This is a genomic window from Kribbella sp. C-35, from assembly GCF_046549195.1.
Classification (GTDB): domain Bacteria; phylum Actinomycetota; class Actinomycetes; order Propionibacteriales; family Kribbellaceae; genus Kribbella.
The window spans coordinates 848,442-864,521 of sequence record NZ_JAJPWG010000003.1 but is presented as its reverse complement, the minus strand read 5'-3'; the positions used below and the strand labels follow the sequence as shown (position 1 = coordinate 864,521).

Sequence of the window (16,080 nt, the reverse complement as noted above, 5' to 3'; positions counted from 1 at the left end):
TCTTGCCCATGAGTCAGGGTTGGGTGGACGAGGGGTTCGGGGCGGTTGCGGATGCCTTCGCGGAGAACTTCTCGTTGTTTCCGGAGTTGGGAGCCGCGGTCAGCGTGTACGCCGGTGGGCGGCAGGTGGTCGAGCTCTGGGACGGGGAGGCGGCGCCAGGGAAGCCGTGGGCGCCGGAGACCGTCGTACCGGTGTTCTCCTGTGCGAAGGGGCTGGTGAGTGTCGTCGTACACCTACTGGCGCAGGAAGAGCGGCTCGATCTGGACGCGCCGATCGGTGCGCAATGACCTTCATTTGTTGCTGAGGGCAAAGAGGCGATCACCTGCCGGATGGTGCTCGGGCATCATGTATTCGGGTTCGTGCTCGGTGAAGTGGTACGGCGGATCACGGGGCAACTGCCCGGCGCGTACTTCCGCACCGTGATCGGCGATCCGCTCGGACTGCGCGCGTGGATCGGACTGCCGGCCGCGGAGCTGCCGACGCTCGCGCGGTTGGAGGGGCCGAGGGGCGGCCGCCGGCGCTGGATCCTGAGCACCTGTTGATGCGCATCGTGACGATGAACGGGGCGCTCGAGTTCCCCGGTCTCGACGTACCTCACGGTTGGAACGACCCCGACCTGCTCGCGATGGAGCTGCCCGGGGCGGGCGCGGTCGCATCCGCGAGCGGTCTGGCCGGGGTGTACGCCGCCGCGATCACCGGGATCGACGGGTCGCCGCGCTTGCCGACTCCCGCCACCACTCAAACAACCCGCCACCACGACACCACACCTCGACCCCCAGGCGACGGCTGCGGGAGCGGCTGCGGCTCACGCGTACCGACGAACGGGTGGTGGCGCACCTGCGGCACGCCGGAGGAGTGGGCGCGGGGCGCTAGACGGCGCCCGGGTTCGGCTCTCGCCGCGCGGCTCGGTCGCGGCCGACGCCCATCCCGTCAACTCGGGTGGACATCCCCTGGTGTCGTGGGTTCTCCCCTCGAATACCAGGGGAGAACCCACAACCGCAGGGGATCTCCCGTCGCGTGCGGATGTGGGCGGGGTGTGCCGAGGGCGCGGTGCGGTAGCCGCGGAAAGTGGGCGAGAGGCGTACCGGAGAACGGGTAGTGGCGCAGCTTCCTGGACGCCCGCCGTGCGTCAGGACGACGGGCGTGGGCGTCCGCGCCGGAGCACTACCCGTTGTTCGGTACGCCGAGTGGGTGCCAGGTGTAGGTGGGGCCGTTGCGTTGGATGTGGCCGAGGCCTGGGAAGGGGAGGTGGTAGGCGTGGATGAGGAGGTGCTCGTCGGCGGCGCGGGACAGGAGTTGGCGGCGGGTGGTGATGGAGGCCGGCGTGTCCAGGTCCCACGGGGTGGCCCAATCCGGGTTGGTGAGTTGGAGCGGGTCGTAGAAGGTGTCGCCTACGCAGAGCAGACGTTCGCCTTGGGATTGCAGGAGGATGGCGGAGTGGCCGGGGGTGTGGCCGGGAGCTGAGAGCGTGTGTACGCCGGGCAGGATCTCCGCGTCGTACTCGAACGGCTGCAGTTTCTCGCCGAACAGCCGAATGGTTTCCCGAGCCGCCTCGACGTGCGGCTGCGCTGACGGGAGGTCGACAGAGCCGGACCAGAACGCGACCTCCGACGCATGTGCAAAGGCGGTCGCCGCCGGAAAGGTCAGCTCGCCCGACCAGATCGCGCCGCGCGAATGATCCTGGTGGAGATGCGTGAACACGACCGCAGCCAGCTCCGACCGTGACAGTCCGGCGCTGGTCATGCCGCTGTCCAACTGCCCGACGAGCGGCTCGATGTACTCGCCGTACCCGAGGAAGCTCGCCCCCAGCCCCGTATCGATCACCGCCGTCCCATCCGGCGTACTCACGAAGAGGCAGTTGTACCCGCAGCTCAGCGTCGACCGCCCCTGAGACGCGCCCCGCAGTACGTCGTCAGGCACGCCGGACTCAGGCGTGAAGAACTCCCCCAGCGGCGGCTCGAACGGCGGCGCAGGCTGACCGTCGCTCACCACCACGCACTCCAACCGCCCAACCGAGAACCGATAGATCATCACCCCACCCTCTCACTGGCGGGGAGGTTCTCCGGGGGTTCATGGGATGGGGTGGTGGTGTTCATGTGGTGGGGTGAGGGTCGGCGGGACTGTTCTGAGGGGAGTTCGGATGTCTCGTCGTAGGTGGCTGGTGGCGGCTTCGGTGGTCGGGGTTGCTGCGTTGGTGGGGAGTACGGTGCAGGCGGCGTCCGCGGATGAGCGCGGGCCGCGGGTGGTCGGTACGGCGACGTTGCCGAACATCTCGTTGCAGGAGTTCTCCAACGGGCTGATTCGCGGATCGGTGGATGACGATCGGAAGGTCGATCTCGGGGGGATCGGGAGCGACATCTTCCCGGCCGGGAAGAGCGGCGAGTTCTGGACCATCACGGACCGCGGGCCGAACGGACAGATCAAGGTCGACGGCACGAACCGCCGGACGTTCCCGGTGCCCGGGTTCGACCCGGCGATCGTGAAGGTGAAGGTGGCCGGCAAGAAGCTGAAGGTCATCGACGCGATCCCGATCACGACCCGGCACGGCAAGCCGGTGACCGGGCTCCCGAACCAGGAAAGCCGCGACGAACTCCCCTACACGTACGACGCCTCGACGCGCCTCCCGCTGAACCCGAACGGTCTCGACACCGAGGGCATCGTCCGGGCGTACGACGGAACGTTCTGGCTCGTCGACGAGTACAGTCCCTCGCTGGTGCACGTCTCGAGCCGCGGCCAGGTGCTCGCGCGGTACGTGCCGAAGGGCCTGAACCTGCAGGGCGCGGACTACCCGGTGATCGAGTCGCTGCCGGCGATCTTCCTGACCCGCAAGATCAACCGGGGCTTCGAGGGTCTCGCGCAGCTGCCGGGCGGCGACCTGGTGCTCGCGCTGCAGAGCCCGCTCTCGAACCCGAGCAAGAAGGTCGGCGAGGCTTCGCTCAACACGCGGCTCCTGAGGTTCTCGCCGCAGGCCGGCAAGGTGACGGCGGAGTACGCGTACCGATTCGACCCGGTCGGCGTGGTCGATCCGGGCGAGGACGACACGAGTGAGCTGAAGATCTCGTCGATCGTTGCCGCAGGCCCCGAAACGCTGCTGGTCGAGGAGCGGACCGACAACGCCGCCCGGCTGCAGCGCGTCGTACTGCGGCCGTCTGCCAACATCCTCGGCTCCAAGTGGGACGACCCCGCGACCACACCGTCGTACGAGGCATCGACCGACGCACCGGCGCTCGCGAAGTCGCTGTTCCTCGACCTGAACACGGTCAAGGGCGCACCGAAGAAGATCGAGGGTGTGGCGCTGCTGCCGCACAACGCCCTCGTCGTGATCAATGACAACGATTTCGGAATGACCGACGGGCCGGAAGCATTCGATGCCGGCGGCAACCTGGTCGACAGCAAGATCGAAACCACGCTGGTGACGATCCGTCTGCCTTAGTGGCAACTCGCGGCGACGGGTCCGCGCAGCCGTAGAGCGAACAGCAACGTCAAGAGGATCCCCGCACCAATGACGAAAACGGTGGTACGGATCCCCTCGGCAGCCGCCGCGCGCAGCTCGTCGCCGACGAGACCGGACGTGTGGGCGTTGGCTACCAGCACCAGCAGTGCGAGCCCCACCGACGCACCGATCCCCGAGCTGGTCGACACCACGCCCGACGCTACCCCCTGCATCCGATCGGACACCCCAGTGGTCGCGGCGATGAACATCATCGTGAACACCGCGCCGTCACCGACGCTCACCAGCACCAGGCCCGGGACAAGTGCGACGTACGACCCACCGGCCGACATGCCGAGCCCCAGAGCCACTGCTCCGACGGATCCGATCACCAGCGCCGCAAGCAACGTACGACGCAATCCGAATCGAGTCACCGCCCGCCCCGCGACCGTGGATCCGGTCACCACCACCGCAGTGGGGACCAGGAAGCCCAGACCGGTCCGCAACGGGTCGTACCCACGCACGTCCTGGAAGTAGATGGACAGGAAGTAGAGCAGCGACCCGAACGTTGCCATGAACAGGAACGCGATCATCAGCGCCACCACCAGCACCCGGTTCCTCAGCAGGTTCGGTGGCACCAGTGGATCCGGACTGCGCCGTTCGATCCCGATGAAGGACACGAGCAGGACAACCGCAACAGCGGAGGTCCCGACGAGGGTGCTCCAGTCGAGCGCCGGACCTTGCACCAGCGTGAACACCAGCAAGGTGATCCCACCGGTCGCCGTCAGGGCCCCTGGCAGGTCGAACGACCGACGGACATCCGGACGCCCCCGATCGAGCAGTGGTACGGCGAGAACCAGCGCTGTGGCGACCAAAGGCACGTTGACGAAGAACACCGCCTCCCAGCCGAACACCCGAGTCAGCGCGCCACCGAGCAGCACGCCGATGACCAGGCCTGCCGCCCCGGACCCACCCCAGATGCCCAGTGCACGATTCCGGTCCCGGCCCTCCGCGAACATGGTGCTGATGATCGCCAGCGTGCTCGGGAACACCAGTGCGCCGCCAAGTCCCTGGACCGCCCGAGCAGTCAGCTGCATGGCCGGCTCGGTCGCCAGGCCGCCGGCCAGCGACGCAACGCCGTACAGCGCAAGGCCGGTCATCAGCATCCGTCGCCGCCCGAGCACATCGGCGGCGCGACCGCCGAACAGCAGGAAGCCACTCGACGCAATCGCGTAGGCGCTGATCACCGACTGCAGGGTGTGCGCGGAGTATCCGAGCTCGCGCCCGATCTCCGGGAGAGCGACGACGACGATGTACTGGTCCAGCGACACGATCAGCATCGCGAACGACAGCAGCGCAAGCGCCGCGGACTTCCTGCGATCCATGATTCCTCCTCCACCGATTGAACCGAACTGTACAGGACAGTTCAGATGAACTCAACCGTTCAGTTCAGATTCTTGCTAGACTCCTGGACTATGACGAAGGCAGCTCCGCGCGAGCTCACGGGCGACCGGGCGGCGCGCAAGCGGGAAGCGATCATCCCGGCGGCGCGCGCTGCGTTCGTCCGGGACGGGTTCGACGCCGCGGTGGACTCGATCGCGGCCGAGGCCGGCGTGTCGAAGGTGACCGTCTACAACCACTACGGCAACAAGGAAACTCTGTTCATGGCCGTCGTCGGCGAGGCGCTCGAGAGCGCACTGGCCGAGGTCATCGCCGGTACTGCGCAACGTCTGGCAGAGTCCGACGACCTGCGCGCCGCGCTCAAGTGGACCGCGTCCGCCTGGGTCACCAGCATGACCCAGCCCGACATGCTGGCGCTGCGCCAGCTCGTCACCAGCGAGGTGCGGCGCTTCCCTGAGCTCGGCACCGCCTGGCGCCGGCACGGGCCGGATCGGGCGCGTCCCGCCCTTGCCGCCGCCTTCGAGCGCCTGATCGCGGCCGGCCGCCTGACCATGCCCGACGTGGACACGGCGATTCTCCAGTTGTACGCCCTGGTCCTCTACCCGCACCTGGTCCACAGCACGTACGGCGCCACCCTCGATGCGCGCACCACTGACCAGCTCATCGACACCGGTGTCGACATGTTCCTGCAGTACTACGCATACTCCGACCAATCCGCCGAGAGGATGGGCGGATGACGATCGAAGAGCAGGTACGGGCGACTGCAGCCGAGTGGGACCGGATCGTCGTCGGCAACGATGCCGACGAGGTCGGATCCTTCATGGCGGACGACTGGGTGTACGTCGACTCGACCGGCCCGGTGACCAGGGCCGACATCATCGGCTGGATCGCGAGCGGGCGGCTTGCGCATCACAGCATGGAGGTGGTGGGCGAGCAGCGCGTGGCGCGTGCCGGTGATGCCGTCGTACTCACCGCGCGCAAGACCAGCACGGGCTCCTGGGAAGGTGCGGCGTACCGCGCGGACGAGTGGATCAGCCAGGTCTGGGTGCAGACGCCGGACGGTTGGCGGTGCGCGTTCAGCCACAAGACCGACGCGCAGACGAAATAGCCCTGCGTTGTGTGATGTGGCGTTGTTCACGTCACACCGGCCGCTGCGCAGGCGTCGGGTGTTTGTTCGATGAGGGCAAACGCAAAGGAACGTCATGAGCGCAACAGTCGAAGGATTCGCTGGAGAAATCGTCGGACCGGACGACCCCGAGTACGACGCCGCGAGCCGGACCGTGCTGGTCGGCGGCAGCCCGGCGTACGTCCTCAGGCCGGCAACCGTCGAGGACGTCCGGAAGGCCGTCCGGTACGCCGCCGGCAGCGGACTGCCGCTCGCGGTGCGCGGCGGTGGACACGCGTTCCCGGGATTCGGGACGAACGACGGCGGGGTGGTGATCGACCTCGCCCACCTGGCGGGTGTCGAGCTCGTGGACAAGGACAGGCACGTCGTCCGGATCAGCGGCGGCGCGACCTGGGGGCAGGTCGCGGCCGCGCTGGCACCGCACGGGCTGGCGATCTCGTCGGGTGACACCAAGAGCGTCGGGGTCGGTGGGTTGACGCTGACCGGCGGCATCGGGTGGAAGGTCCGCAAGTACGGTCTCGCGCTGGACAGCCTGGTCGCCGCGGAGGTCGTGACCGCCGCAGGCGACGTCGTACGGGCGTCCGCCGACGAGAACCAGGAGCTGTTCTGGGCGATCCGCGGTGGCGGCGGAAACTTCGGGATCGTGACCGCGTTCGAGTTCGCGGCGCACCCGACGACCGACATCCACTTCGGAAAGGTCGTCTTTCCTGCGAACGAGATCGCCGAGGTGCTGCCGCGCTGGGCGGAGTACCTGCGCACCGCGCCCGCGGAACTGACCTCGATCGCGTCGTTCGCGAACCCGTTCCTCGGCGGTCCCGAGGCGCCGCTGGAGCTCCAGGTCGCGTACGACGGTGACGACGCGGAACTCGCCGCGCAGACGATCGACCCGATTCGCGCACTTGGCACCGTGATCGCCGACGACGTCACGCTGACGCCGTACGCCGAGGTGCTTGTCGACGGCGTCGTACCGCCGCCCGGCATCCAGTTCGCCACCCGGAGTGCCTTTGTCGACAAGGATTCCGTGCCCGAGGTACTGCGGATCCTCGCCGAGGCCGGCACCGCGCAGGGCTCTCCGGTCATCGCCGTCCGCAGCGTCGGTGGGGCCGTGGCACAGGTCGCCGACGACGCGACGGCGTACGCGCATCGCCAGGCGGAGCTGATGTTCGTCACCATGACGGTCGGTCCGCCGCCGGTGATCGAGGCGACGCGTCCGGCGCGGAAACAGCTGTGGGATACGTTGAGCCCCCACGTCAGCGGCGCGTACGCGAACTTCCTGTCCGAGGCCGAAGACGCTGATGTCACCGCGGTCTACCCCGCCACGACGTACGAGCGGCTCGCGGCGGTGAAGCGCGAGTACGATCCAGAAAACGTTTTCGCCGGCAACCACAACGTGAAGCCATGAAGGTCTGGTTCGTCACGGGCTCGTCCCGCGGCCTCGGCCGGAGCTTCGTCGAGGCCGCCCTGTCCCGCGGGGACAGGGTGGCCGCGACGGCCCGGAAAACCCTCACGGAACTGACGGAAACCTACGGAAACGCAGTGCTCCCGCTGACGCTCGACGTCACCGACAAGGCAGCCGTCTTCGAGGCCGTCGAACAAGCGCACGCGTACTTCGGCCGCCTGGACGTGATCGTCAACAACGCGGGGTACGGCCTGACCGGAGCAGTCGAGGAACTCGACGAGACGCAACTGCGCGATCAGTTCGAGACGAACTTCTTCGGTCCGCTCTGGGTCGCTCAGGCTGCTGTCCCGTACCTGCGCGCGCAGGGCGACGGTCACATCATCCAGATCTCCTCGGTGGCCGGCCTGACCGGGTTGCCGATGGGCGGCGCCTACTGCGCATCCAAATGGGCCCTCGAAGGGCTGAGCGAAGTGCTCGCCCAAGAGGTCGCCGGCTTCGGCATCAAGGTCACGGTCGTCGCCCCCGGCGGCTACGCAACCGAGGGCGTCACCGGCGGAGTTCGCTCCGACCCGAACCCGCTGTACGACGACCTGCGCGACGCACTGTCGGCGTACGTCGCGTCGGCCGAGTTCGGCGACCCCGCCGCGGCCGGCCGCGCGATCCTCGAGCTCGCCGACACCCCCAACCCGCCGCTACGCATCTTCTTCGGAACCCAGGGCTACCCGATGCTGCAACAGGTCTACGCCGACCGGCTGAAGACCTGGGAAGCCTGGCAGGACCTGGCATCCGAAGCTATGTGACCTCGTCGGTCAGCTGGGCCTCGTACGCTTCGGGGGACCAGCCGGCCGCGGTCTTGGTGACCAGTTTGGCGCCGAGGCGTTCGTAGAAGCGGTAGCCGGCCGTGTTCTCCAGACGCAGACCCCAGCCGATCGGTAGCCGGTCCGGCAGCGCGTGCCGGGCCAGCTCCAGCATCAGTTGCCGTCCGACGCCGGCGTCGCGGAACTGCTCCCGGACGTAGAGGTCGTCCAACGCCAACTGGTCCCCGCCGACCCACAGGTACGGTCGCCGCAGCGCGGAAACGTACCCCGCCGCGTGGCCATCGACCTCCGCGATCAGCACGATCACCTCGTCGCGCCCGAGGAACCCCTTCCAGTCCTCGACGCCCGCCGTCAGATAAGCGCCCTGGTCCTGGTAGTCGGCCAGCTCGCGCAACATCGTCAGCACCGTCTCCGCATCCGCGACCACCGCGCGGCGAATCTCAATGGGCATGGACTTCTCCAGTCGAAGGCTTGAACGCCGGTACGACGACCAGCGCGAGGACGGCCGCCACCGCGGCGGTGACCGCGGCGAACGTGAACCCGCGGGTGAATCCGGTCGACACGGTCCCGGCCAGACTCGCCGCCGCGATGCTCGACACCACAGCGACCCCGAGCGAGGCGCCGACCTCGTGGAACGTGCTGAGCAGCCCGGACGCCAGACCCGCTTCCCGGTAGTCGATCTGCGCGAACGTCGTGGTCGACGACGCCACGAACGCGGCGCCCAGCCCGACCGTCCCCACGGTCATCCCGATCACGATCACGGCAGCACCCTCCCAGATCGCGGGGACAGCCACGCCGGCCGCGGTGATCAGGAACCCGGTGACCGCGATCGGCCGCGCGCCGGTCCGGCCGACAAGGTGCCCGGCGAGCTGGGCGCCGACGATCGCGGCGACGGCCACCGGCAGGAACAACAGCCCGGTGCGCAGAGCGTCGTACTGCTTGAAATGCTGCAGGTAGAAGGAGCCCAGGAAGAACATCGCGATCATCAGCGCGGTCGCGATCAGGATCATGAAGATGCCGGCGGTGACCGGTCGGCGGGTGAAGATCCGCAGGTCCATCAGCGGTGACCGTACGGCGCGCTGGACCCAGGCGAAGACGCCGTACAGCACGAGGGCTCCGGCCAGCGTGCCGAGGGTCGCGAGCGAGAGCCAGCCGCGATCGCCGGCGTTGATCAGCGCGTAGATCGCCGTACCCGTGCCGGCCGTGACCAGCAGCGCACCCGGTACGTCGAGACGCCCCGGCTGCTCGCTCGGCGTGTCGGCGGGAAGCATCCGGATCAGCAACGCGAACACGACCAGGCCGATCGGCAGGTTGATGTAGAACACCCACTGCCAGCCGGGACCCGCGGTGAGCAGACCGCCGAGCAGTACGCCGATCGCGGAACCGCCACCGCCCATCGCGGACCAGATGCCGAGCGCCTTGTTGAGCTCGGCGCCGGAAAACGTTTTCGTGACCACCGACAGGGCCGCGGGCGAGAGCATCGCGGCACCGATGCCTTGCGCGACCCGGCCGCCCAGCAGGACCTCGGGCCCGTTGGCGAGACCGGTGACGAGCGAGGCCAGCGTGAACACCAGCAGGCCGGTCAGAACGACGCGGCGGGAGCCGAGCAGATCGGCGGCGCGACCGCCGAGCAGCATCAGGCCGCCGAACATCAGCGTGTACGCGCTGACCACCCAGGTCAGCGTCTCGCGCTGCAGGTGAAGGTCGGTCTCGATGTTCGGCAGCGCGATCGCCACCACGGTGACGTCGAGGATCAGCATGAACTGCGCGACGGCGAGCAGCCCCAGCAGTCGCCACCGCCGGGGGTCGGGTTGATTCATGGTCTCGTCCTTAAGTTGAACAGCTGTGTACGGGTTATCTTCGGTACGGTAACTCGTACACTGGTGTTCGACAAGAGGAATTCGTACAGTGGTGTTCGAGATCATGGAGGTGCGATGGCGGTCACCACCCGGCGCGCGGACGCGCAACGGAACATCGCGGCGATCCTGACCGCGGCGGCCGAGTGCCTGGGCCGCGATCCGTCGGCGAGTACGTCGGAGATCGCGAAGGCGGCCGGGGTCGGGCGGGTCACCCTGTACGGCCACTTCCCGTCCCGGGCCGAGCTGGTCGACGCCGTCTTCGTCCAGGCGATCGCGACCGGCGAGGAGACGCTGGGGCAGGTCGATCTGACCGGTGATCCGCGCGACGCGCTGACCCGGTTGATCGAGTCGAGCTGGCACCTGGTCGACCAGTACCGGGCGCTGCTGCTCGCGGCTCAGGACGCGCTGCCGCCCGGACGGGTGCGCGAACTGCACGCCGATCCGATGGCGCGCGTAGAACGGCTGCTCGAACGCGGCCGTACCGAAAACGTTTTCCGTACCGACCTGCCGACGTCGTGGCTGGTCAGCGTCATGCACAACGTGATGCACGGCGCCGCGAGCGAGATCCAGGCCGGCCGCATCACGTCCGCCCAGGCAGCGCCGTACATCACCGCGACCCTGCTGGCCGCGTTCACTCCCCCGAAACCGGAGTAGCTAGGGCCTACTCCAGCCAGGTGGTTTCGAAGGTTGCGTTGGCGTGGATGTGTACTGCTTCGTAGCCGCCCGGTCCGGTGCGGAACTTGTGCGGGGTCTCGGCCGGGACGACCAGGATCTGGCCGGCCTTGCCGACGATCTCCTCGGTGTCCACGGTGAAGGTCGCCGAACCACGCCGGATGATGAACGTCTCGGCGTACGGATGCAGGTGCAACCGCGGCCCGACGCCCTCCTGCGTGGTCGACTCGAGAATCAGCGAGACACCGGCGCCACCCGGCAGCTGGGTGTAGTTCTCGGTCCACTCCTCACCGTCGTCCCGCCCGTCCGCCCGGCTGATCACCGCAGCGCCAGATTTCGCGATCTCCGTCATGGCACCCTCCTCGATCGGTTCAGCCACCGTAACGGTTGCGCCAGGTCCTTTCACATCCCTTTCGACGTCCGTCGACGGGCCGCACTCAGCCCAGTGGGCGGCTCGCTCGAGGCCTGGCGACACGGCCGGCGACGGGTGCGAGGCCGGCGACGACGACCGCGATGACGGCGACAGCGCCCAGGGCGACCGGCAGGGACCACGCGGACGAGACCGCGCCGACTGCTGCCGGGCCGATCAGGAAACCGACGTAGGCGATCGTGGTCACCGTGGAGATCGCTCCCCCGCGCCGCTCGGGACCCGCCCAGGCGCCCGCCATCCCGATGATGGTCGGCGCGCAGACCGACGTACCGAGGCCGGCGACGCCGATCCCGATCAGCGCCGTCCAGGGATTGTTCGCGGTGGCCGCGACGAGCGAGCCGACGGCGGCGACCGCGCCGCCCACGACGAGGAGCTGCACCGGGCGGACGCGCGCGAGCAGAGCGTTGCCCGCGAAGCGGCCGGTGGCGGCCGCCGCGGCGAAGACCGCGGGAGCACTGGACGCGAGGCCGGCCGCGGCGTTCAGCGAGGTGTCGAGATGTACTGCGCTCCAGCTCTGCCACGCGTTCTCGACCAGGTAGGCCAGCGCACACAGCACGCCGAACACGAGGAGCACCGGTTCGAACCTGGTTCTCGGCTTTGCGGCCGTTCTGGGGATCCCGGTGACCTTGGTTGCTCCCGGCGCGAGGGCGACGACCGCTGTGATCACGATCAACGCCGCTGCCCCAACCAGCACAGGTAGTGCGCCCACACCGGCCGCCCGGAGTCCCGCCGTACCGAGGCTCGCCACCACGACCGCGACCGAGAACATGCCGTGGGCAAGGTTCATCACCGGCCGTCCGGAGTCGTGTTCGGCGTGGGATCCGGTCGCGTTGATCGCTACGTCCATCGCACCAGAAGTTGCTCCGAGCAACAACAGCGCCGCGCTCAGCGTGACGACTGAGCCGGCCAGCGCGGGCAGCACGGCGCACAGCGCGAAGAGCACCGTCACCACGGGAAGTACGACGCCGCCGTACCGGTCGATCAGGTAACCGGTGAGCCGCATCGACACCAGCGCTCCGAGCCCGATCATCAGCAACGCCACACCGAGCTCACCGTCGTTCACGCCGGCACCCGTCCGAATCGCGGGAAGTATCGCGCCCCACGCACCCCAGAACAGACCGAACGCTGCGAACCCGGCGACTGGTTTGAGCATCAGCTCACCCTAGTTGGACCGGGATCACGATCGGCTGAGACGTAGGGTGTGGCGCATGCCGTTGTACTCGTTCGAAGGTAAGCGTCCGACCGTCCATCCTGATGCGTGGATCGCGCCGACCGCCACGCTCGTCGGGGACGTGGTCGTCGAGGCGGGGGTTTCGATCTGGTACGGCGCGGTGATCCGGGCCGACCTGGGTACGATCACGATCCGCGCCGGGGCGAACATCCAGGACAACACCGTCATCCACGTCGGCCACAACGGCTGCGAGATCGGCCCGAACGCGACGGTCGGTCACCAGTGCCTGGTCCACGACTGCACGATCGGCGAGCAGGCGCTGGTCGGAAACGGCGCGATCGTGCTGGACGGCGCGGTCGTCGGCAAACGCTCACTCGTCGCCGCGGGCTCCACGGTCACGCCGGGCGCGGTCATCCCGCCGGAGTCGGTCGCGATGGGCAGCCCCGCGAAGAAGATCGTCCCGCTCGACGGCACCGCAAAACTCTTCGTCGACCACAACGCCGCCGTCTACCACGCCCTGGCCGAACGCCATGCCGCAACCGTCGAACTCGTCGAGGACTAAGGGCGTCAGTAGAACCGTGATCGACGAATTCGCCAAGGACTACCTGCACGACAGCCTGCGTTGGGTGCGCGAATCGCTGCTGACAAAGGTCGAGGGCCTCTCGGAGTACGACGTACGCCGCCCCCTCACCCACACCGGCACGAACCTCCTCGGCCTGATCAAACACCTCACGATCACCGAGGCCCGCTATCTCGGGGAGATCTTCGACCGCCCGTACGCCGACCCGCTCCCGAGCTTCACCGACCCCGGCTACGCGAACCGCGACCAGCTGTGGGTCACCGAACACGAGTCGCGCGCGCAGATCCTCACCAACTACCGCCGCGCCTGCGACCACGCCGACGCGACCATCGACGCCCTCCCGATCGACGCCCGCACCACCGTCCCGTGGTGGCCGCGACCCGACGTGATGCTGTTCAACGTCATGGTCCACGTCCTCACCGAATCCAACCGCCACGCCGGCCACGCCGACATCCTCCGCGAACAAGTCGACGGCACCACGAACAACGACCCAAACACCGACTGGACCACTCACCGCGAGACGATCGAACGCGCAGCCCGAGCCGCCGACCGCTGAGCGCGGATCAACTTGCCCGTTCAGTTGGAGGGTTGCCCCCTCAAATTCTCAGTGGGCAACCCTCCAACTGAGTGGATACCCACCGAGCTGGAGGGTTAGGTGCGCCAGGTGTAGCGGCGTTCGGGGCGGCCGGTGGTGCCGTAACGGAGGGTTACTTCGGCTTGGCCTTGGGCGGCGAAGAACTCCAGGTAGCGGCGGGCGCTGACACGGGAGATGCCGACTTTTTCGGCGCACTCGGCGGCGGAGAGGTTGTCAGGGGTGGCGCGGAGGGCGGCCGTGACGAGGTCGGCGGTTTCCTGGCTGAGGCCTTTGGGGAGGCGGTTGACCAACTGGCGGGCGGGAGCCAGGACTCGGTCGACGTCGGCCTGGGAGGTGACCTGGTCGGGCACGCTGGCGCGGCGCCGGGCGTACTCGCGCAGCCGCGCCCGCAGATCCTCGAAACCAAAGGGTTTCAGTAGGTAGTTCACGACCCCTTGCCGGACAGCGCCACGGACCGCGTCGGCCTCGCGGGCGGCCGTGATGACGAGGATGTCGACGTCGGGCTGGACGGCGCGCAGACGGGCGATGAGGTCGAGGCCGAAGACGTCGGGGAGGTAGAGGTCCAGAAGCACCAGATCAGGAGAAAGGTCAGCGAGCGCCGCCACGGCCTGGTCGCCGGAGTTCGCCGTACCGACGACCTCGAAGCCGTCCACGCGGTCGACGAACCCGCGGTGGATGCGGGCGACCATGAAGTCGTCGTCGACGACCAGAACGGTGATCATCGGGCTCCTTCCGGCGTGCGTTGGGTGGACATCCGGGCGACGAAGGCCGCACCGCCCTCGGTGAGGTTGGTGACCGCCACCTCGCCGCCGCGGCGGCGGCAGATCAGGCGGGTCATCGCGAGGCCGATCCCGCGTTCGCCCTCGGCCGCGGCCTTGGTGGTGAAGCCGTGCGCGAACACCTCCTGCGCCAGCTCAGGGGCGACGCCCGGCCCGGAGTCGCGGACCACGATCTCCACGCTCGTCGCGTCCTGCCGGAGTTCGACCTCGACCCACGCGGGCGACAGCGGCGTACCGGACTGCGCGGCCGCGTCGACGGCGTTGTCGACCAGGTTGCCGAGAACGGTCGCGATATCGGCGGAGAGCTCCGGATCGAGGCGCAGCAATGTGGTCCGCTCGGACACCCGGAGCTCGACGCGGCGTTCGGCCGCGAGCGACGACTTCGCCATCAGCAGGGCGGCGACCGTGGTGTCGTGGACCCGCCGGGTCACGGTCAGGTCGAGCGATTCACGGTAGCGGTTGAGGGCGCCGACGTACGTGACCACTTCGTCGTACTCACCGATCTGGATCAGCCCCGAGATCGTGTGCAACTGGTTCGCGAACTCGTGCGTCTGCGCGCGCAGCAGCTCGGCGGAGGAACGGAACGACCCCAGTTCGCGCTCCAGTTGCGACAGCTCGGTCCGGTCCCGCAGCGTGGTGACCGATCCGAGCGACCGCCCGTCCTTCAGCACCTCCATCCGGTTCATCACCAGCACCCGCCCACGCCGTACGACGACCGCGTCGCGCGCCTCGTCCTCGCCGGCCAGGACCTCCCGCAACCGTCCTTCGACGCCCAGTTCCCGCAAGGACTTTCCCACCGCGTTCGAAGGGAGATCGAGGAGTCGCCGGCCGACATCGTTCACCAGCGTGACGCGCAGATGCGGGTCCAAGGCAACGACTCCCTCGGCAAGCCCGTACAGCATGGCTTCCCGGTGCTCCGCCAGCCCGGCGATCTCCCGCGGTTCGAGCCCGAGCGTCTGCCGTTTGATCCGGCGGGCGAGCAACCACGAGCCGAGCAGCCCTAATACACAAGCGATTCCGAGATAGATCGCCAGGTACGACGATGCGCCGCGCAACCGCTGCAGTACGGACGGAGCGCGCTCACCGACCATCACGGTCCCGATGTGGTCGCCGAGCGTCCCGTCCAGCTTGCCGTTCGCGTCCTTGCCCTCACTCAGCACCGGGACCTGCGCGACCAGCTCCATTCCGTCGTCGCCCCGCAACTGCCCCGACCAACCGCGACCGTCGGCTACCTCAGGAACACCCAGTGTGAGGGAGGTCCCGATCAGCGTCGGATTGGTTGCCGCGATCACCTTTCCGTCGGCGTTCGCGACCGTGATCGAGGTGACGCCGGATTGCGCGAGGTTGGTCTGCAGCGTGGGCGCAAGCATCTCCGCGGGCGCCGGGTTGCGGATGTTGAACCGCAGCGCGGGGTTCGACGACAGCTGCTCGGCCAGCAAGGTCACCCGGCGGCCTTCGACCCGGTTGAACGTGGCGGCCGACTGGGCGAGCGAGACCGCGGCGACGGCGACGAGCACGATCACCACGATCGCCAGTTGCAGCACGAGCAGCTGCCCGGCGAGCGTCGGACGCCTCCTCAGCCTCGTCATAGTCACCTCCTCGCTCGCATCGGGCTCTGCCGCATGATCACCGCTCCAGCGGCCAAGTGCCACACTTCACCCAGGTTCCGCCCGTGACCACAATGAACTCAACCACCGCTGCGGCCACAACGCAGACGCCCGTACCGCTGGAGGTCCACGATCGCTGCCACGTGAACCACTGAGAGTGTCTGGGGACTCTGCGCCGTAGCGAGCAGGTGCTCGGCGGAGTGCCTCGGTGAG

The 16,080-nt window shown here is 68.4% G+C and carries 19 protein-coding genes; 10 read left to right on the top strand and 9 right to left on the bottom strand.

Features of this window, described 5'->3' with window-relative positions; translation table 11 throughout:
* The first annotated feature begins 8 nt into the window (after positions 1–8).
* A complete protein-coding gene (locus tag ACLJOO_RS24060; protein WP_410789573.1) occupies positions 9–287 on the top strand; it encodes a serine hydrolase domain-containing protein in 279 nt (92 codons plus the stop codon).
* A 72-nt stretch (positions 288–359) separates the two neighbouring features.
* On the top strand, positions 360–542 hold the full coding sequence (locus ACLJOO_RS24055; protein ID WP_410789571.1) for a hypothetical protein: 183 nt from the start codon (positions 360–362) through the stop codon (positions 540–542).
* 52 nt (positions 543–594) lie between these two features.
* Here the strand turns inward: ACLJOO_RS24055 and ACLJOO_RS24050 are convergent, their stop codons facing one another.
* Both ACLJOO_RS24050 and ACLJOO_RS24045 read right to left on the bottom strand, forming a co-directional pair.
* The gene (locus tag ACLJOO_RS24050) at positions 595–738 is read right to left on the bottom strand and encodes a hypothetical protein (protein WP_410789569.1); all 144 of its coding nucleotides are present in this window, start codon (positions 736–738) and stop codon (positions 595–597) included.
* A 426-nt stretch (positions 739–1,164) separates the two neighbouring features.
* The gene (locus tag ACLJOO_RS24045; RefSeq protein WP_410789567.1) at positions 1,165–2,031 is read right to left on the bottom strand and encodes an MBL fold metallo-hydrolase; all 867 of its coding nucleotides are present in this window, start codon (positions 2,029–2,031) and stop codon (positions 1,165–1,167) included.
* Positions 2,032–2,140: 109 nt separating this feature from the next.
* Here ACLJOO_RS24045 and ACLJOO_RS24040 point away from each other — a divergent pair, with 109 nt between their 5' ends.
* On the top strand, positions 2,141–3,433 hold the full coding sequence (locus tag ACLJOO_RS24040; protein ID WP_410789565.1) for an esterase-like activity of phytase family protein: 1,293 nt from the start codon (positions 2,141–2,143) through the stop codon (positions 3,431–3,433).
* Here ACLJOO_RS24040 and ACLJOO_RS24035 read toward each other — a convergent pair.
* The gene (locus ACLJOO_RS24035; RefSeq protein WP_410789563.1) at positions 3,430–4,815 is read right to left on the bottom strand and encodes an MFS transporter; all 1,386 of its coding nucleotides are present in this window, start codon (positions 4,813–4,815) and stop codon (positions 3,430–3,432) included. The two genes, ACLJOO_RS24040 and ACLJOO_RS24035, sit on opposite strands and share 4 nt — an antisense overlap.
* Before the next feature lie 90 nt (positions 4,816–4,905).
* Between ACLJOO_RS24035 and ACLJOO_RS24030 the strand changes: the two genes are divergently transcribed.
* The 4 genes from ACLJOO_RS24030 to ACLJOO_RS24015 all read left to right on the top strand — a co-directional run bounded on the left by ACLJOO_RS24030 (position 4,906) and on the right by ACLJOO_RS24015 (position 8,156).
* Positions 4,906–5,568, top strand: coding sequence for a TetR/AcrR family transcriptional regulator (locus ACLJOO_RS24030; RefSeq protein ID WP_410789561.1), 663 nt, complete (start codon positions 4,906–4,908; stop codon positions 5,566–5,568).
* Positions 5,565–5,939, top strand: coding sequence for a nuclear transport factor 2 family protein (locus tag ACLJOO_RS24025; protein WP_410789559.1), 375 nt, complete (start codon positions 5,565–5,567; stop codon positions 5,937–5,939). The genes ACLJOO_RS24030 and ACLJOO_RS24025 overlap by 4 nt, the downstream gene beginning before the upstream one ends.
* 94 nt (positions 5,940–6,033) lie before the next feature.
* The gene (locus tag ACLJOO_RS24020) at positions 6,034–7,359 is read left to right on the top strand and encodes an FAD-binding oxidoreductase (protein ID WP_410789557.1); all 1,326 of its coding nucleotides are present in this window, start codon (positions 6,034–6,036) and stop codon (positions 7,357–7,359) included.
* Entirely contained in the window at positions 7,356–8,156 is an 801-nt protein-coding gene (locus tag ACLJOO_RS24015) for an SDR family NAD(P)-dependent oxidoreductase (RefSeq protein ID WP_410789555.1), read from the top strand. Before ACLJOO_RS24020 ends, ACLJOO_RS24015 begins: the two co-directional genes overlap by 4 nt.
* Here the strand turns inward: ACLJOO_RS24015 and ACLJOO_RS24010 are convergent.
* Positions 8,149–8,625, bottom strand: a complete 477-nt coding sequence (locus tag ACLJOO_RS24010) for a GNAT family N-acetyltransferase (RefSeq protein WP_410789554.1) — start codon at positions 8,623–8,625, stop codon at positions 8,149–8,151. The genes ACLJOO_RS24015 and ACLJOO_RS24010 overlap by 8 nt on opposite strands.
* Complete coding sequence (locus tag ACLJOO_RS24005) at positions 8,615–9,994, bottom strand: MFS transporter (RefSeq protein ID WP_410789552.1); 1,380 nt, start codon at positions 9,992–9,994, stop codon at positions 8,615–8,617. Before ACLJOO_RS24005 ends, ACLJOO_RS24010 begins: the two co-directional genes overlap by 11 nt.
* Positions 9,995–10,108: 114 nt before the next feature.
* Between ACLJOO_RS24005 and ACLJOO_RS24000 the strand changes: the two genes are divergently transcribed.
* Positions 10,109–10,687: a TetR/AcrR family transcriptional regulator gene (locus tag ACLJOO_RS24000; protein WP_410789550.1), complete on the top strand. Its 579-nt coding sequence runs from the start codon at positions 10,109–10,111 to the stop codon at positions 10,685–10,687.
* 7 nt (positions 10,688–10,694) lie between these two features.
* On the opposite strand, the gene ACLJOO_RS23995 is transcribed toward ACLJOO_RS24000, so the two are convergent.
* Both ACLJOO_RS23995 and ACLJOO_RS23990 read right to left on the bottom strand, forming a co-directional pair.
* A complete protein-coding gene (locus ACLJOO_RS23995; protein ID WP_410789548.1) occupies positions 10,695–11,057 on the bottom strand; it encodes a cupin domain-containing protein in 363 nt (120 codons plus the stop codon).
* Positions 11,058–11,142: 85 nt separating this feature from the next.
* A complete protein-coding gene (locus tag ACLJOO_RS23990) occupies positions 11,143–12,288 on the bottom strand; it encodes an MFS transporter (protein WP_410789546.1) in 1,146 nt (381 codons plus the stop codon).
* A 55-nt stretch (positions 12,289–12,343) separates the two neighbouring features.
* Here ACLJOO_RS23990 and ACLJOO_RS23985 point away from each other — a divergent pair, with 55 nt between their 5' ends.
* Positions 12,344–12,868 (top strand): gamma carbonic anhydrase family protein, encoded by a 525-nt coding sequence (locus ACLJOO_RS23985; protein ID WP_410789544.1) that lies wholly within the window; start codon positions 12,344–12,346, stop codon positions 12,866–12,868.
* A gap of 16 nt (positions 12,869–12,884) precedes the next feature.
* A complete protein-coding gene (locus tag ACLJOO_RS23980; protein WP_410789542.1) occupies positions 12,885–13,442 on the top strand; it encodes a DinB family protein in 558 nt (185 codons plus the stop codon).
* 95 nt (positions 13,443–13,537) lie between these two features.
* On the opposite strand, the gene ACLJOO_RS23975 is transcribed toward ACLJOO_RS23980, so the two are convergent.
* Positions 13,538–14,203: a response regulator gene (locus ACLJOO_RS23975; RefSeq protein WP_410789540.1), complete on the bottom strand. Its 666-nt coding sequence runs from the start codon at positions 14,201–14,203 to the stop codon at positions 13,538–13,540.
* Positions 14,200–15,849, bottom strand: a complete 1,650-nt coding sequence (locus ACLJOO_RS23970; protein ID WP_410789538.1) for an ATP-binding protein — start codon at positions 15,847–15,849, stop codon at positions 14,200–14,202. The genes ACLJOO_RS23975 and ACLJOO_RS23970 overlap by 4 nt, the downstream gene beginning before the upstream one ends.
* Positions 15,850–16,080: the final 231 nt, after the last annotated feature.

Coding starts and splice junctions, on each gene's coding strand:
- ACLJOO_RS23995 (WP_410789548.1), bottom strand. CDS start 11,057: ATGACGGAGATCGCGAAATCTGGCGCTGCGGTGATCAGCCGGGCGGAC.
- ACLJOO_RS24010 (WP_410789554.1), bottom strand. CDS start 8,625: ATGCCCATTGAGATTCGCCGCGCGGTGGTCGCGGATGCGGAGACGGTG.
- ACLJOO_RS24015 (WP_410789555.1), top strand. CDS start 7,356: ATGAAGGTCTGGTTCGTCACGGGCTCGTCCCGCGGCCTCGGCCGGAGC.
- ACLJOO_RS24035 (WP_410789563.1), bottom strand. CDS start 4,815: ATGGATCGCAGGAAGTCCGCGGCGCTTGCGCTGCTGTCGTTCGCGATG.
- ACLJOO_RS24040 (WP_410789565.1), top strand. CDS start 2,141: ATGTCTCGTCGTAGGTGGCTGGTGGCGGCTTCGGTGGTCGGGGTTGCT.
- ACLJOO_RS23970 (WP_410789538.1), bottom strand. CDS start 15,849: ATGACGAGGCTGAGGAGGCGTCCGACGCTCGCCGGGCAGCTGCTCGTG.
- ACLJOO_RS24025 (WP_410789559.1), top strand. CDS start 5,565: ATGACGATCGAAGAGCAGGTACGGGCGACTGCAGCCGAGTGGGACCGG.
- ACLJOO_RS24030 (WP_410789561.1), top strand. CDS start 4,906: ATGACGAAGGCAGCTCCGCGCGAGCTCACGGGCGACCGGGCGGCGCGC.
- ACLJOO_RS24020 (WP_410789557.1), top strand. CDS start 6,034: ATGAGCGCAACAGTCGAAGGATTCGCTGGAGAAATCGTCGGACCGGAC.
- ACLJOO_RS23990 (WP_410789546.1), bottom strand. CDS start 12,288: ATGCTCAAACCAGTCGCCGGGTTCGCAGCGTTCGGTCTGTTCTGGGGT.
- ACLJOO_RS23985 (WP_410789544.1), top strand. CDS start 12,344: ATGCCGTTGTACTCGTTCGAAGGTAAGCGTCCGACCGTCCATCCTGAT.
- ACLJOO_RS24005 (WP_410789552.1), bottom strand. CDS start 9,994: ATGAATCAACCCGACCCCCGGCGGTGGCGACTGCTGGGGCTGCTCGCC.
- ACLJOO_RS23975 (WP_410789540.1), bottom strand. CDS start 14,203: ATGATCACCGTTCTGGTCGTCGACGACGACTTCATGGTCGCCCGCATC.
- ACLJOO_RS24045 (WP_410789567.1), bottom strand. CDS start 2,031: ATGATCTATCGGTTCTCGGTTGGGCGGTTGGAGTGCGTGGTGGTGAGC.
- ACLJOO_RS24000 (WP_410789550.1), top strand. CDS start 10,109: ATGGCGGTCACCACCCGGCGCGCGGACGCGCAACGGAACATCGCGGCG.
- ACLJOO_RS24060 (WP_410789573.1), top strand. CDS start 9: ATGAGTCAGGGTTGGGTGGACGAGGGGTTCGGGGCGGTTGCGGATGCC.